This is a genomic window from Dietzia sp. 2505, from assembly GCF_040546785.1.
In the GTDB taxonomy this organism is placed as follows: Bacteria; Actinomycetota; Actinomycetes; order Mycobacteriales; family Mycobacteriaceae; genus Dietzia.
The window spans coordinates 349,130-364,326 of the sequence record NZ_JBEPON010000003.1 but is presented as its reverse complement, the minus strand read 5'-3'; the positions used below and the strand labels follow the sequence as shown (position 1 = coordinate 364,326).

Sequence of the window (15,197 nt, the reverse complement as noted above, 5' to 3'; positions counted from 1 at the left end):
CAGGAAGGAATCCGGTCATGGCCACACTTCAGGCCGCACCTCCGGGACCGCTGCAGTCCGACACGACGCTCGCCGGTCCCCCACCGACGATGGCCAGCCCGAACTGGTGGGGAGCGGACTCGTTCCGCTTCCGCGCGACCAGCCCCTCGGGCCACCCGGTGTTCGTCAAGACTCACACGCCCTCCGCCCGGAGCTTCATCGACGTGCCGTCGGCTGTCCGGGCCACCCGAGCCGCCGGTGACGCCGGGCTGGGCCCGGTACTCCTCGGTTTCGACCCCGACAGCGGGCAACTGGCACTCGAGGATCTCACCGACTCCCACAAGACGGCGACCCTCGCCGATCTCCAGGACCCGGGGCGGCGCGCCGACTACTTCGAGACCCGCAGCCGGTTCCGGGCGATCGACGACCCCGGACTCCGTCAGGCCACCGTCTTCGACGACATCCGGGCCCTCCACGACCGGATCGCACCCCTGGATGCCGTGCTCCCGGGCGACATCGGGTGGATGCACGCTCTGATCGTGGAGATCGGAGACCGGGTGTCGGCGCTCGGGTTCGACGCAGTACCCGTCCACGGCGACGCCAACTGTTCGAACGTCGCACTCGGATCGGACGGTCAGCCCACCCTGCTCCTTGACTTCGACTGGGCCGCGCTCACCGACCCGCTCCAGGACATCGGCTCCGTCCTCCTCGAGTTCTCGTACTCCGAGTACGACGGCCGGGAGCTCTTCGAGGAGGCCTGGGGAACATTCGACGAGGGCCTCTACGCTCGGGCCCGTCTCTACAGCGTGGCCGAGGCCTACCGCGCGGCCCTCGTGGGCGTACTGGCCGACAGCCTCGACCCGGGCACCCAGGAGTACTCCAAGTTCTCGGACTGGATGTTCCTGCGCGCCCGCGCCGCACTGACCTCCCGCACGACCGACGACCACGTGAGGATGGCGCGATGACCACGACGACCCTCGGAGACGCCAGTACGCCCGCCGAGCACGAAGCGGAGAGGCACATCCGCCACGTGGCCGAGTGGACGGGCCGCGACGTCTCTTACGAACCGGTGGTGGGCGGCCTGCAGAACAGCAACTGGCTGGTCCACGTCGGAGGTGACGACGTCCGGTACTTCCTCAAAGTGCCCGGCGACGGCACCGACGCCTTCATCGACCGGCAGGTCGCGAACGTCGCCGCCGAGCGGGCCGGCGCGATGGGCATCAGCCCCCGGGTGGCGCATTTCGACAGCGGCACCGGAACCGAGATCTCGGAGTTCCTCGATGGCTACCGGGCCTGCACGAACGGTGACATGAAGAGCTGGGACACCACCAGGGACGTCCTGGGGCTCTACGACAGGTTCCACACCATCCCGGCACTGCCGTTGACCAAGACGATGTTCGACCTCGTCGACGAGCACCTCGAGCAGGCCCGGAGCCTGCAGGTGCGGCTTCCCGACTTCGCCCACACACTCGTCCGCGAGTACACGCGTGCCAGGGCCGCTCTCCACGCGTCCGGGTTGGACATCGTCCCCTGCCACAACGATCCGATGCCCGGCAACTTTCTCGTCGCCGAGGGCGGGCCGATGAAGCTCGTCGACTTCGAGTTCGCCTCGAACAACGACCGTGCCTACGACCTCGCGCTGATCCTCGCCGAGTTCTTCTACGACGAGCCGACGTCACTGAGGTGCATCGAGGAGGCCTACGGGCACACCGGGTGGAGCACGGTCGCGCGCGTACAGGTGTGCCGGTTCATCGCGGACCTCAAGTGGGGACTCTGGGGCTGCGTCAATCACCAGCTGAACAGCACCTGGGATTTCGACTACCACAAATACGGGGTACTGAAGCTGTTCCGGGCGCGGGGCCAGATGAACGATCCCCGGTGGTCCCAGTGGCTCGGGGCACTGTGATGGCGTCGGACCGCGGCGCCACGGCAGGGGGCGCGATCGCCGCGCGGAGTGTCCCGGCGACACGATTCCTCGACCCCCGGGGATTCCTCGCCGACTTCCACGCGAGCACCGCCTTCGGCGCGACCCCCGGCGGGGGGCTCGATCGCCAGGCCGGTACACCCGATCACGGTCGGGTCCGCGACTGGTTCCAGGAGCTCGCCGAGAGCGCCGGATTCACCGTCCGCACCGACCGCATCGGCAACATCTTCGCTTTGCTCGAGCTGGTGCCGGGCGCCCCCTTCGTGCTCGTCGGATCGCACACCGACAGCCAACCCCGAGGGGGCCGGTTCGACGGTCCGTACGGGGTCGTCGCCGCTCTCCACGCCGCGAGCGCGGTGAGGTCCGCCGTGGATCGCGGCGAACTCCACCCCGCCTTCAACCTCGCGGTAGTGGACTGGTTCAACGAGGAGGGGTCACGGTTCGGTCCGTCGATCATGGGCTCGTCGGTATTCACCGGAGCGATCGACGTCCACACGGCCCTGTCAACGACCGATCAGGACGGAGTCAGCGTCGCCGACGCACTCGAGGCCACCGGACGCCTCGGCGAGGCCCTGGACCTGGACGTCGCGGCCTACGGTGAGATCCACATCGAGCAGGGCCGTCGCCTCGAGGAGTCCGGGATCGACATCGGTGTGGTCCGCGGCAACTGGACAGCCCAGAAGCTGCGCATCCGGGTGATCGGCGAACAGTCCCACGCCGGCACGCTGCTGGCCTATCGCAAGGACGCACTGCTGCCGGCCGCGAAGATCGTCTCCCTGGTCAACGACCTCGCGGGGGACTACGCGGCCTCGGACTTCCTCTCGTCGGTCGCGCAATTCGACGTGACCCCCAACACCCCGAGCGTCATAGCCAGTCGAGTGGATCTGATCCTCGACATCCGCGGCAGACACCACTCCGACGTCGCGAACGCGCGAGCGGAGATCACCCGCCGGCTCACCGAGCTCGCGGCCGAGCATGCCGCCGACATCGAGATCGACGAGTTCGTGCTCCGTCCGCGCAGGGAGTTCTCGGCCGCGGGTGTCCGGTTGGCGCGGGAAGCAGCCGAATCCGAGGGCCTCAGCGTGTTGCTCATGGACACCCTCATCGGCCATGACTCGGTCGCGATGAACCAGCGGCATCCCACGGTCATGCTGTTCCTCCCCTCCAAGGACGGCGCCTCGCACTGCGAACGGGAGTTCTCCAGCGACGCCGACATGGTCAAGGGCCTGCGCGCGTTGACCGCTGTCCTCTCCCGGCTCGTCCGGCACGACCTCCGCTGAGCCCACCCCGCAGGCGGCGGACCCACTCGAAGACAGGACCTACCCGATGTCGCACGAAGTGCTCATGCACGAGAAATCGCTGACCACACGAACATCCGCCGAACTACGACGGGGATTCATGGACGGCGCGATCACTCCACTGGATGTCCTGGAGCACACCCTGGAGAGGATTGCCGAGGTCAACGGAAGCATCAACGGAATCGCCCATCTGAACGGAGCGGAGGCCGAGAGGCAGGCCGCGGCCTCCGGCGAGCGCTGGCGAGCGGGACGACCGCTGAGCCTGATCGACGGGCTCCCCGTCTCGATCAAGGACAGCATCAACGCGGTCGGCACCCCGTGGCGGCACGGATCGCGCGGGCACGTCGACGTCCCGGTCGCGACCACCGACTCCCCGCCGGCAGCGCGGCTCAAGGAGAGCGGCGCGGTGGTCTTCGCCAAGACGACAATGCCCGATTTCGGTATGTCCGCCTCGGGTGTGAGCTCCCTGTACGGGATCGTCCGGAACCCCTGGAACCTCTCGACCAGCCCCGGGGGTTCCAGCTCGGGGGCCGGGGCCACACTCGCCGCCGGCATAGGAGTGGCCGGGATCGGCACCGACATCGCCGGGTCCGTGAGAATCCCCGCCAGTCACTGCGGCCTGTTCGCACTGAAACCGACTCAGGGACGGATCGCCCACCTCGCCCCGAGTACGGTGCGCTCTCCCGGTCCGATGGCCCGCTCGGCGAAAGAGGGAGCGGAGCTGTACACCGTGATCGCCAGACCGGATCCGCGCGACAGCTCGAGTCTTCCCGGGTCGCCCGTCGGCGTGCCTCCCCTACCGGGCGATACCGATCTGCGTGATCTGCGGGTCGGTCTCCTGCTCGACCTCGGTTACGGAGAGGCCCTCCATCCGGACGTCGCGGCGGTAGTGCTGGACGCCGCCGCGGCCCTCCGCGACGCCGGGGCAGTCGTGACCGAGGTCCCGCCGGTGTTCGACGAGGATCCGTACGCGCCACTGGACAGGATCTTCCAGGTCCGCGCCCGCACGGAATGGGAGGGGATCCCGGGGCATCTGCGCGAGGCGGTGCTCCCCGCGATCGCCGACTGGTGTGCCGATGCCGGTTCCCTGGGCGCGACGCAATACGCCCGGGACCTCCACCACGTCCAGGCCAGCGCGACCCGGGTGTACGACCGTCTCTCCGATTTCGACATCGTCGTCTCGCCCACGCTTCCCGGAGTGGGCTACAGCGCGGAGATGGTCGGTCTCGACGAGGGCCGTCCGCTCGCCCACTGCTCGTGGACCTGTTGGGGAAACCAGACCGGACAACCGTGTGCCACCGTGGCGTTCGGGGCCGCCGACGGCCATCCGATAGGCGTGCAGATCTGGGGTCGCCGGTTCGACGACGAGCGGGTGCTCGCCCTGGCGCAGTGGCTCGAGGCCCGCCGGCCGATGGAGATGCGCTGGCCGACCTTCCCGTTTCCCGACAGACCACTCGACACCGGCTACTACCGGGGACGTCGATCGGCCGGGGTCTCCGGAGCAGCCGCCCCCCGTACAGGCGGGATCGCCTCATGAGCATGAGTCACGCAGTACGCGCCGTCGTCTTTGACCTCGACGGGACGTTGATCGACTCCGAACCGTACTACCACGACGCGTGTCGGAACATCGCCCGGGAGGCCGGTCGACACTGGACCGAGGCCGAGGACACGGCGTCGGTGGGAATGTCCCTCACCGATCAGGCGGCGCTGTTACAGCGGCTCGGTGTCGGGGTACCGGCGCACACGCTCACCGCCCGGATCGCAGCAGAGGTGACCGCACGACTCGGATCCGATGTGCCATGGCTCCCGGGGGCGGTGGAGTTCATCTCGTCGTTGCGGGCTGCTGACTACCGTATCGGGCTCGCCACGATGGCCTTCCGCGAGTCCGTGGAGCAACTCCGCGCGACGCCCGGGGCGCCGGTTTTCGACGCCACCGTGTGCGGCGACGAGGTGGCCGCCGGCAAACCGGCGCCCGACGTCTATCTGGAGGCCTGCCGTCTGCTGGGGGTCGACCCGTCCGACGCCGTGGGTGTCGAGGACTCGCGGCGGGGCCTGACTGCCGCCCGGTCCGCGGGACTCCGGACCATCGGGGTCCGGTGCCACGAGCAGATCAGCCCCGACCTGACCGACGAGAGCTGGAGTTCGCTCGACGGCAAGACGGCCCATGACATCGCGCCACCGTCGATCTCAGGACCGTCACCAGCGAGAATCCGTCAGTTGGCGGATAGAGAACGCTGAGTGGCCCTGCAACCATCACACACGACATCCCCACTCGAGATGAGGCACTCGCAATGGCAGCACGATCGACGATCATGGACGCCAACTCGTTCCGCTCGGAACACGCCGATCGGCTCGATATGGACACCCGCAAACTGACCGATCGACGCGATGAGTTGCTGGGAGGGTCCTATCGACTCTTCTACCGCAACCCCGTCCACCTGGTCCGGGGCGAGGGCCAGTACCTCTGGGACGCCAACGGCACGAAGTACCTGGACATGTACAACAACGTGGCCAGCATCGGTCACGCACACCCCGCGGTGGTGGAGGCCGTCCACACCCAGATGAAGCAGCTCAACACGCACACTCGGTACATCCATGAGCGGATCCTCGATTACACCGACAGCTTCCGGAACACGCTTCCGGACTACATGGATCCGATGGCGTACAAGGCGATGTACGTGTGCACGGGGTCGGAGGCCAATGACCTCGCGCTGAGGGTCGCCAAGTCGTTCTCCGGTGGGACCGGGTTGATCGCCACCACCGAGGCCTACCACGGCAATTCCGAGCTCTCCTCCGGTGTCTCCCCCGCACTCGGCGCAGGCCAGCCGGTCGGCAGCGACGTATGGCTCATCGAGGCACCGGACGCGTACCGCACGGGGGAAGCCGATATCGGGGCGTGGTTCGCGCGTCGAATCCGCGAGACCATCGCCGACATGACCGAGGCCGGGGTCACGTTCGCCGGGTTCATCGCGGACTCCATCTTCTCGTCCGACGGGGTGCTGCCCGGCGACTACCTGGCCGAGGCCATCGATGTGGTCCACGGTGCCGGCGGGATCTTCATCGCCGACGAGGTCCAACCGGGGTTCGCGCGGACCGGCGACCACTTCTGGGGATTCGCCAACCACGGGGTCACCCCGGACATCATCACCACGGGCAAACCGATGGGCAACGGGATCCCGGTGGCCGGTGTCCTCGCGAGGTCCGAGGTGCTCGAGGCGTTCAGCGGATCGCTGCCGTACTTCAACACGTTCGGAGGGAACCCGGTCTCCATGGCCGCCGCGCAGGCCGTCCTCGACGTCATCGAGCGCGAGGGGCTGCAGGAGCACGCCAGGACTGTCGGCGCCGAGGCGCTCGACGCCTTCCGGCAGGTCGGCGAGCGTCACCACCAGGTCGGCGACGTCCGCGGCGCAGGCCTGTTCATCGGTTTCGAACTGGTCATTGACCCCGCCACGCGCGAGCCGGACCACGCCCTGGCACTTGACATGCTTGAGGAACTCAAGGCCCGCGGGGTCCTGACCTCGGTCGCGGGCCCCTACGGCAACGTGCTCAAATTACGCCCGCCGTTGCCTTTCACCCGCTCTGACATTCCGTGGGCCGCGGACGCGCTCGACGAGTCCCTCCACGTCCTCACGGCGAGGAGGTGAACCCCTGAACCTCGACCGGTGTCGTCCTGGTGGTGGTCGATCCGTCTCCCAGTTGCCCGAGGTCGTTGTACCCCCAGCATCGGACCGCGGTGTTCTCCACCGCGGCGCACGTGAAGTTGGATCGCGTGCTGATACCGGTCGCACCCGCCAGACCGACAACACTCACCGGAACCGGGCTGTCGTTGGTCGTGCCGTCGCCCAGGTGCCCCAGGAAGTTTGCACCCCAGCACCGGGCCGTACCGCCCTTCAGGACAGCGCACGAGTGACTCGAACCACCGGTCACCTCGACCGCGTCGGTCAGCCCTGCGACGATCACGGGCACCCTGCCGTCGGTGAAGCTCCCGTCACCCAGCTGTCCGTTCCAGTTGTATCCCCAGCACCGGGCGGTGCCGTCCGTCAGCACCGCGCACGTGTGATTGACCCCGGCGCCGATCGTGGCCACATCACTCAGACCGACCACGGGCACCGGACTGAACCGGTTCTCGTTCGTCCCGTCGCCCAGCTGTCTCTCCCCGTTGCGACCCCAGCAGCTGACGGTCCCGCTCTCCATGCGCGCGCAGGTGTGGAGGGCGCCGGAGCTGAGGGCTGTGACATCGCGCAGCCCCTCCACGGGCACCGGACCGAGCCGGTTCACGGTGGTGCCGTCGCCCAGCTGACCCTGGTTGTTCACGCCCCAGCACGAGACGGTCCGACTGGCCAGGAGAGCGCAGCTGTGGCCGTGGCCCGTACTGATCGCGGTCACCCTCCCCAACCCCTGCACGGGAACGGGACTCACCCGGGTGTCAGTGGTGCCGTCGCCGAGTTGACCGTGGAAGTTGGCGCCCCAGCACGTGACGCCACCCGCCCGCGTCAACGCGCACGTGAAGTCCGTGCCCGCACTGACGGCAGTCACGTCCGTGAGCCCGTCCACCTGCACGGAGGTGCCGGGGGGGACGTTGTATCCGCCCCCGAGTAGCCCGTATGAATTCTTCCCCCAGCACCTCACGGTGTCATCGGGCGTCACCGCGCACGCGTGGGAGTCTCCCGCGCTCACCCTCAACGGGGTCACCTCGTCCGGGGCGCCCGGGGACGACCCGCTCCCGGCGGACGCGCTCGACCCCAGGCTCCCCGTGACGCTCTGCGCCTCGGCCGAGCCCGCGGTGTACGCCGCGATGGAGAACACGACGGCGAGTACAGCGACGAGAGCTCCCAGTGCCCTCCCGATGTGGAACCCCTGTGCTGACATTCCTGATTCCGCTCTCTGAGGGTGTGGCCCCGGGGCCGATGATGAAAGAAAGTTAGCACCCGGTCGCCGTGCTGCGGTGATCAATGCCCTCAGTCGCCGGCGGCGTCATATCCGGGGTCCACCTGGCCGGATCCGAGGCCACGGCTGACCCCACGGCTGAGCCACGGCCCAGTCACTTGTCGAAGGCCTCCCGTAGCGCATCGCACTGCGCCCGGAAGAAGTCCTTACTGACCCCGGCGCGGGTGACGACCAGGTCGAAACCGTGGAACGCGCCCGGAACCGGGAGGAACTCGCAGGGCACTCCCGCTCGCTCGAGTCGATCCGCGTACACCTTGTCCTCCTCGAAGAACAGATCCACCGTGCCGACGCCGATCCACGCCGGAGCAACCCCGGTCAGATCAGGGTGGCGGGCCGGAGAGGCCGTGGACGGGTCGGCCCCGCCCAGGTAGCTCGTCCAGCCGAACCGGTTCGATCGTGCGTCCCACAGTCGGTGTCGCCGGTCGCGGGTGTCGGTCCGGTCGTCCAACATCGGGTACGCGAGCAGTTGCAGTACCGGGACGACGGGGCCCTCATCCCGGGCCCGGATCGCCAGCGCGGCTGCGAGCCCACCGCCGGCGCTCGCGCCGCCGACGGCGATCCGGCGTGTGTCGATACCGGGTTGAGCGGCAAGCCATCCGAGTGCCGCGTGACAGTCGTCGAGCGCCGCCGGGAATGGGTGTTGCGGCGCCAATCGATAGTCGACCGACACGACGGTCGCACCGGTTCTCCGCGCGAAAGCCCGGCAGAGCACGTCATCCTGCGCCGCAGAGCCGACGAGGTATCCACCGCCGTGGATCCATACAAGGCCTGCCGAGGATGACGACTGGCCACCTGTGGGACGGAAGACCCGCACCGTCGCGCCCGAGTCGAGTTCGTGGATCTCCGTTCCCCGCAGTCCTGGGAGCAGTGTCCCGATCCTCTGCACCGCCGGCAGGGTCCGCGGTCCCACGAGGCGCGGGGGCAGCACCACTGAGGCGAGGCGGAGATCGGGGTGATACCGGCGGCGATCGCGGATGCGACCGAGAATCGGGATGCGCATGGTCGTCCTCTGTGGCGGAGAGATCGCCGTGGGGTTGTGGAAGTCGGATCGGCGGTCGGGCGCAGTGCACCACGAGCCATCAGCGATCGTAGCCACTACCAGTGTCGAGGGCGGATCAACTCCGGCCTCAGGTCAGCGCGAACTGATCAGCCGTGCCGTCTCGTTCTCCACTAGCAGCGCCTGATCGTCGTTCACCAGAGTCAGCGGGTAGGTGCTCCCGTAGGTCTCCACGAGCCGCGCGATGAGCTCGGGCGGGTAGGGCGGGAGCGCGCCGTCCGCGTGGGGTATCACCACGGTGTCGACCAGACCGAGGCCGCCGTGGTCGGTGAGCTCGGGCGCGGCGGAGGGGTCGTCCATCAGGCTGACCGGTTCGATGCTGGGTCCGGTGATGACCGATCCGGCGCTCGACCCGATGTAGGGCAGTCCCGCCCGTACCCGCTCGACGAGGACCGCATCCGCACCGTGACGACGCAGTGCCGCCAGGAGGACGAAAGTGTTGCCGCCAGCGACGTACAACGCGTCGACACCGTCGAGGAGGCCGGTGAACTCGCCCGCATCGTCGATCCCTGCAACGGTGATGTCGGTCAGCACGTAACCCAGACTCGAGAGCTGATCGCGCTCTGCCGCCACGAACCCGGCTCCCGCGTAGGGGCTGGCGGCGTCGTTCAGGTAACCGATGCGCACCGCGGGTGCGGGCCGGTTGACGTGCTCGGCGATGAAGTCGGGGACGGCGCCCACGCCGAGGGACAGCAGGAGCAGGTTCATGGCGTCACCATACGGGGGCCCGGGTGCCCCACGCGGCGTGTCGACGACGGCTGCCCCGACACGTCCCCCACCGCCACGGCTCGGCCAATTTCTCAGCCTTTGACGCCCACGTAACAGCGTCGCAACGCAACGCCGTTTGACTAATTCCGATCGAATGATCGATTTGAAGGAGTCATATGGAACCCGCACTGCGCCCCGCTCCTGCGGCCTACCGGCGTCGCCTGTTCCACTCCCGCGACGCCGCCCCCGACCAGTGCTCCGACGTCGTCTGGATCCAGGGGAACCGGCTGTTCTGCGATGCCAGGTTCTCCACCGAGGCCTCGGGCGCGAAGCACTTCCATATGGGTTTCGCCGGCCAGCTCGACTGCACGGACGCCGCCACCGGTGAGTTCGAGTGGGTCCACGCCATCGCCGCAGGGGAGGCCTTCGGGTCCGCCGATATCGGCCGACTCTTCGACGTGCCGGGGTGGGGCCTGCTCGAGGCGGGTCGGGATCTCGACTACGTCGAACTCTGGCAGCGGTGCCCCGACGAGCCCGGCCCGGTGTGGGAGGCCAGGGGGGTCGACGCGCAGGGCACCGAGGCGCTCGTCGTCTGCGTCGGCGACCGCTTCGGGCTCGCGCTCGGCGCCGACGCGGCGGGGGGCCGGCCGTCGTCGGTGCACATCGGGTCACGGACCGCTCAGGGCTGGCTCGCGCGGTACTCGTCGTGGTCGGGGCCCGAGCCTCCTCTCTTCTCTCTCTCGCCCGAATCGGACGGCCGCTTCGTCCTCTCCTGGCGGGCCGGCGAGCACTCCGGTCCACCCACGAACTTCGACCCCGTCCACCCGACCCGCGCGTCCCGCCCGACCCACCCAGGAGCAGAGAATGACTGACCCCCACCGTCCCACGACCGACTTCGAGTCGATCCCGGTCATCGATGTGTCCACGCTCGCCGATCCCGGCGGGCCCTCAGCGGAGTGCGTCGACCGACTCGGCGAGGCCGCCCGAGGCGTCGGCTTCCTCCTCATCGTCAACCACGGCGTGGCCGACGAGACGTTCGGTGCCATGCACGAGGCCGCGCAGCGCTTCTTCGCCCAGCCCGACCCCGTCAAGCACGAGGTGTACATCGGCAATTCCACCAACCACCGCGGGTACGTCCCGGTCGGGGAGGAGGTCTTCGCCGGCGCCACCCCCGACCTCAAGGAGGCCTTCGACCTGTCCATCGATCTGCCGGCCGACCACCCGGAGTATGTGGCCGGAAACCCGCTGCTCGGACCGAACCAGTGGCCCGACCTGCCGGGGTTCAGAGAGGCGGTGACGACCTACTACGACGAGGTGTTCACCCTCGGGTCGCGGCTCCTCGCGGCATTCGCCCGGTACCTCGACCTCGACCCCGACACGTTCCTGGGGTCGGTGACCCAGCCGCCCTCGCAGTTGCGGCTGATCCACTACCCGTACAACCCCGACGCCGAGGACCGCCCCGGGATCGGAGCGCACACCGACTACGAGGCGTTGACCCTGCTCAAGCCCACCGCTCCCGGGTTGGAGGTGATGAACGGCCGGGGAGAGTGGATCGAGGTCCCCTACCGCGAGGACGCGATCGTCGTGAACATCGGGGACCTGCTGGAGGTCTGGACCAATGGCGCGTTCGTCGCCACGTCCCACCGGGTCAGGAAGGTCTCGCGGGAGCGGTACTCGTACCCGCTGTTCTTCACCGTCGACTACGACACCGTGGTCGCTCCCCTGGCTTTCCCCGGTTCGGACGACTCCGCATACGAGCCGATGCACTCCGGCGAGCACCTGTTCGCCCAGACCGCGCAGAGCTTCGCCTACCTGCGGAGGCGGATCGCGGACGGTGAGGTCGCCCTCCCCGAGGGTGCCCGCCCCCTGTACTCCCTCGGTCGCGAGCGCGCACTGGTGGGTGAGTCACGATGATCAATCTCGCCATCGGCGGCACCGTCGCCCTCCTCGTCGTCCTCGGTCTGTTGTCCTCGACGAGGGTGCGGGGTGAGAACCGCAACTTCGCCGTCGCGGGGCGCACACTGACCGTTCCCCTCGTCGCAGTTCTCCTGATGTCCCAGGTGGTCGATTCCAACGCGACCGTCGGCGCGGCCGATCTCGCGGGCGGCTTCGGATTCTGGGCCGGCGCCGCATTGCCGTTGGGCCTCGCCGCCTCGTTCCTGCTGATGGGGCTCTTCGTGGCCGAGAAGGTCCGGGAGCGCGAGCTGTACTCCCTGCCCGAGTATTTCCGACAGACCTTCGGACGCACCGGTGAGATCCTGACGGCGGTCCTGACGGTCACGAGCTTCGGCATCCTCATGGCGGGCAATCTCGTCGCCCTGGGGCACATGATGGACCACTTCATCGGGGTGCCCTACTGGGCCGCGATCGTGTTCGTCACCGTGGCGATCCTCGCCTACACCATGGTCGGCGGGATGTTCGCGTCCGTCTACACGGGCCTGTTCCTCATGGGCGTCATGACCGTCGGGTTCGTGGGGCTGACACTCTGGCTGTTCCTCGGCCCGGGTTACGCGGCGCCGGAGGGGCTCGGCATCTCGGATCTCGAGCAACTGACCGCCCCGGCGGCGGGCGCGGCGATCAACTGGGCGACGCTCTTCGCCCTGGGCTTCGGCAATCTGGTGGCCATCGACCTCATCCAGCGGGTGTCCTCGGCGCGGACCGCCCGGGGCGCCAGGCGCGCGAGCCTGATCGCTGCCGGCGGAACAGTGGTCCTCTGTGTCCCCCTGGCCGCGGTCGCCGTGGCCGGGGCGGGCCTGCTCGGGGACAGCGCCAGCGAGTCGCCGATCCTGTTCCAGCTCCTCACCGAACTGGTACCGACCCCGATCGCGATGCTCGTCATCGCGGCCCTGTTGGCGGCCTCGCTCACCACGGTGAGTGGAATTCTCCTCGCGACCTCGTCCATCGTGGTCGGTACCGTGATCGACACGCGCAAGCTCCGCCTGACCGCGCTCCAGGCCTCACGGTGGGCGATGGTCCCCGTCGCCGCCATCGGGGTCGTGGTCGCACTCCGGGTCAACCACACCGGGATCCTCCTCACCCTGACCTTCGATCTCCTGTGCGCGAGCATCGTGGTGCCGTTCCTGCTCTCCCTGTGGACCCGGCTGGTCAGCACGAGGGCGCTGGTGATCTCGGCGGCGCTGGGACTGGGCGTGCGGCTCGTGTTCTTCGTCCTCACCCCGACGATCTACGGCGTGGACAACACTCTGCTGTACATCCCGAACGACATGGTCAGCACGAGTGTCGACGGCTGGACCACGTTCCTCGCCGCGGCCGTGTCACTGGTGGTCTACGTGGCGGTGGCCGCCACCGACACCCGGGCCACCACCCGCAAGGACATGTCGTCGCCCGCGGTCGACGAACCGGCAGCTGACCGGGAAGTCGAGGTACCCGCCAGGGCATGACCCCGCCCGGGGGCGTCCGTCGCCGGCGGCGTCAGTCGTCAGACCCCGGGCCCGGGGAATCGAGAGCAGCGAGAATCTCGATTCCCCGGGCCCGCGTCTCGTCGGTGAGGAGGTCGGGGACCCGTGCCAGCGTGAGCGCCGCATCAGCGACGCGGGCCGGGGTGTCGTCCGGGATCGGCGACCGGGTCCGGCGCCGGTAGGTGATGACGTTCTCCACCAGCCCGACGAGCATCGCCACGTCGACGTCGGTGGCGGCCTCCCCTGTCGTGCGCTCCAGCAGGACCCGGTAGGCCTCGTGCAGTGAGTCCCTGACCTCGTGGAACTCGCTGAACTGGTCGCCGTCGAGCTCCGGATCGAAGTACAGGACCCCCAGGTTCTGCGGATCCTCGTGCAGCAACCCCGCATCGGCGTACGCCAGCGCCCACAACAGGACGTGCCCCGGGGCGTCGCTGGCCAACAGCCGGTCGGCGATCCGGTGGGACGGGATGACCGTGCCGAGCACCAGCCGCAGAAGAATGTCGTCCTTGGACCCGAACCAGTGATAGACGCTCGCCTGCTGCAACCCCGCGCCCTCCGCGATGGCCCGGGTGCTGGTCCGGCCGAAGCCTCTGGTGACGAACAGCTCTCCCGCGGCGTGGAGGATGTCCTGCTCACTGCCGAGTCCGGTAGGCGACCCGGGGTTGCGCCGCGGCCGTCCACGAGTCCTGGTCACCTCGCAGAGGCTATCAATGACCGGTTCGGTCGCGGTCAGCCCGAGACCTGCCGACGCCTGAACCCCACCAGCGGGTCCCCGCCCACTGGCGACGACGCCGTACGCAAGCAGCGAACTGGGAACTACCCGCGGGCGGCCACTGCGTGCTTGGCAGCCTCGACCAGGTGCTCCGCCGCGCGGCTCATCTTCTTCAGCTCTGCGGCGTTCAGGTCCTGATGCGTATAGGCAACCTTGTTCTTCAAGTTGAGCAGGGTGTTCAGATGTCGCTCGGATCCGCTGTCCGCCCGCTTCAGTAAGGCGACGGCCTCACTGTGGTTGCCGGTGTTGGAATGCACGCCCAGCCGCACGCAGCACATGACATCCGAGGCGGCAATGCCCGCGTCAACGTACAGGTCCCCGGCGGCGTTGGGCATCTCCTCCCCGAGATGATCCGCGGCGTCGAGAAACTCGGATGCCTTGGACATGCGCCCCGCGGTGACCACCGCATCGCAGTTCCGCTGCCCCGCCATCACGATCTCCTTGCCGAGCGCAGCTGCGAGATGAGCCAGGCCCGTGTCCCCGCGACGGTCAGGCCCTGCTGTTTTACGTCATCGAGCAGGGGCTCACCCGCGTCGACCGCAGCGCGGAACTCGTCCTCGGCGAACTCGACGATTCGGCCTTCGTTGCCGGTCCACGCGGTAACCAGCCGGGCGAGTTCAGTCACCCGCTGCTCCCAGACGTCGTTCTCGTAGTCGGTGGCGCGCACCAGGAACAGGTCGATGTCGCTACCCAGCGTCATGCGCCCCGTCGCCGCCGATCCGAACACCGCGCCGTACCGCAGTGCCGTCCCCCACTCGCCCAGGTGCTGTTCGAGGCGGCTGAGGAACGTGGAGTTCAGCCGTGACAGCTCCATAATCGGCCCGGTCGCGAGGTGCTCGGTGTTGAGGCGGTAGGTGTGGGTCCGGCCCACTTCGTCGTGGAGCACCACGCCCTGAGCAGTGAGGCGGTTGAGGACCTTGCGGATGCCCTCCCCTGACGCGGTGGAGAGGATCCGCTGGACCTGGCTGACCGTGAACGTGACGTCCGCGCTCGCCAGGACCGCCAGCACGTCGCCGTCCAGGGTCGGCGTCACCGTGGCGAACGGCTTGTTCAGCTGCATGGTCCACACCCCTCCTCTAACTAAAGTTAGAGT

The 15,197-nt window shown here is 68.5% G+C and carries 15 protein-coding genes; 9 read left to right on the top strand and 6 right to left on the bottom strand.

Annotation, left to right across the window (positions count from 1 at the left end; all coding sequences use genetic code 11):
• The first annotated feature begins 17 nt into the window (after positions 1 to 17).
• From ABIE38_RS08600 to ABIE38_RS08575, 6 genes are read left to right on the top strand one after another with little or no spacing between them, the layout of a single operon-like run.
• Entirely contained in the window at positions 18 to 944 is a 927-nt protein-coding gene (locus tag ABIE38_RS08600) for a phosphotransferase (protein ID WP_354055379.1), read from the top strand.
• Entirely contained in the window at positions 941 to 1,885 is a 945-nt protein-coding gene (locus tag ABIE38_RS08595) for a phosphotransferase (protein ID WP_354055377.1), read from the top strand. The genes ABIE38_RS08600 and ABIE38_RS08595 overlap by 4 nt, the downstream gene beginning before the upstream one ends.
• Positions 1,867 to 3,183 carry a M20 family metallo-hydrolase gene (locus ABIE38_RS08590; RefSeq protein ID WP_354055376.1) on the top strand — a complete coding sequence of 439 codons (1,317 nt, stop codon included), beginning with the start codon at positions 1,867 to 1,869 and terminating at the stop codon, positions 3,181 to 3,183. Before ABIE38_RS08595 ends, ABIE38_RS08590 begins: the two co-directional genes overlap by 19 nt.
• Positions 3,184 to 3,229: 46 nt before the next feature.
• Positions 3,230 to 4,738 (top strand): amidase family protein, encoded by a 1,509-nt coding sequence (locus tag ABIE38_RS08585; protein WP_354055374.1) that lies wholly within the window; start codon positions 3,230 to 3,232, stop codon positions 4,736 to 4,738.
• A 2-nt stretch (positions 4,739 to 4,740) separates the two neighbouring features.
• The gene (locus tag ABIE38_RS08580) at positions 4,741 to 5,439 is read left to right on the top strand and encodes an HAD family hydrolase (protein WP_354055373.1); all 699 of its coding nucleotides are present in this window, start codon (positions 4,741 to 4,743) and stop codon (positions 5,437 to 5,439) included.
• A gap of 53 nt (positions 5,440 to 5,492) precedes the next feature.
• Entirely contained in the window at positions 5,493 to 6,845 is a 1,353-nt protein-coding gene (locus ABIE38_RS08575; RefSeq protein WP_354055371.1) for an aspartate aminotransferase family protein, read from the top strand.
• Here ABIE38_RS08575 and ABIE38_RS08570 read toward each other — a convergent pair.
• The 3 genes from ABIE38_RS08570 to ABIE38_RS08560 all read right to left on the bottom strand — a co-directional run bounded on the left by ABIE38_RS08570 (position 6,829) and on the right by ABIE38_RS08560 (position 9,913).
• The gene (locus ABIE38_RS08570; protein ID WP_354055369.1) at positions 6,829 to 8,070 is read right to left on the bottom strand and encodes an RCC1 domain-containing protein; all 1,242 of its coding nucleotides are present in this window, start codon (positions 8,068 to 8,070) and stop codon (positions 6,829 to 6,831) included. The genes ABIE38_RS08575 and ABIE38_RS08570 overlap by 17 nt on opposite strands.
• Before the next feature lie 172 nt (positions 8,071 to 8,242).
• Positions 8,243 to 9,148, bottom strand: coding sequence for an alpha/beta hydrolase (locus ABIE38_RS08565; protein WP_354055367.1), 906 nt, complete (start codon positions 9,146 to 9,148; stop codon positions 8,243 to 8,245).
• Between the two features lie 132 nt (positions 9,149 to 9,280).
• The gene (locus ABIE38_RS08560) at positions 9,281 to 9,913 is read right to left on the bottom strand and encodes a Type 1 glutamine amidotransferase-like domain-containing protein (RefSeq protein ID WP_354055365.1); all 633 of its coding nucleotides are present in this window, start codon (positions 9,911 to 9,913) and stop codon (positions 9,281 to 9,283) included.
• Positions 9,914 to 10,089: 176 nt separating this feature from the next.
• Here ABIE38_RS08560 and ABIE38_RS08555 point away from each other — a divergent pair, with 176 nt between their 5' ends.
• From ABIE38_RS08555 to ABIE38_RS08545, 3 genes are read left to right on the top strand one after another with little or no spacing between them, the layout of a single operon-like run.
• Complete coding sequence (locus tag ABIE38_RS08555; RefSeq protein ID WP_354055363.1) at positions 10,090 to 10,785, top strand: hypothetical protein; 696 nt, start codon at positions 10,090 to 10,092, stop codon at positions 10,783 to 10,785.
• On the top strand, positions 10,778 to 11,827 hold the full coding sequence (locus ABIE38_RS08550; protein WP_354055361.1) for an isopenicillin N synthase family dioxygenase: 1,050 nt from the start codon (positions 10,778 to 10,780) through the stop codon (positions 11,825 to 11,827). Before ABIE38_RS08555 ends, ABIE38_RS08550 begins: the two co-directional genes overlap by 8 nt.
• Positions 11,824 to 13,314, top strand: coding sequence for a sodium:solute symporter family transporter (locus ABIE38_RS08545; RefSeq protein ID WP_354055359.1), 1,491 nt, complete (start codon positions 11,824 to 11,826; stop codon positions 13,312 to 13,314). The genes ABIE38_RS08550 and ABIE38_RS08545 overlap by 4 nt, the downstream gene beginning before the upstream one ends.
• Positions 13,315 to 13,345: 31 nt before the next feature.
• Here the strand turns inward: ABIE38_RS08545 and ABIE38_RS08540 are convergent, their stop codons facing one another.
• The 3 genes from ABIE38_RS08540 to ABIE38_RS08530 all read right to left on the bottom strand — a co-directional run bounded on the left by ABIE38_RS08540 (position 13,346) and on the right by ABIE38_RS08530 (position 15,164).
• A complete protein-coding gene (locus tag ABIE38_RS08540; protein ID WP_354055357.1) occupies positions 13,346 to 14,026 on the bottom strand; it encodes a TetR/AcrR family transcriptional regulator in 681 nt (226 codons plus the stop codon).
• A 122-nt stretch (positions 14,027 to 14,148) separates the two neighbouring features.
• Complete coding sequence (locus ABIE38_RS08535; RefSeq protein WP_354055355.1) at positions 14,149 to 14,535, bottom strand: hypothetical protein; 387 nt, start codon at positions 14,533 to 14,535, stop codon at positions 14,149 to 14,151.
• Entirely contained in the window at positions 14,535 to 15,164 is a 630-nt protein-coding gene (locus ABIE38_RS08530) for a nucleotidyltransferase domain-containing protein (protein ID WP_354055353.1), read from the bottom strand. Before ABIE38_RS08530 ends, ABIE38_RS08535 begins: the two co-directional genes overlap by 1 nt.
• Positions 15,165 to 15,197 lie beyond the last annotated feature (33 nt).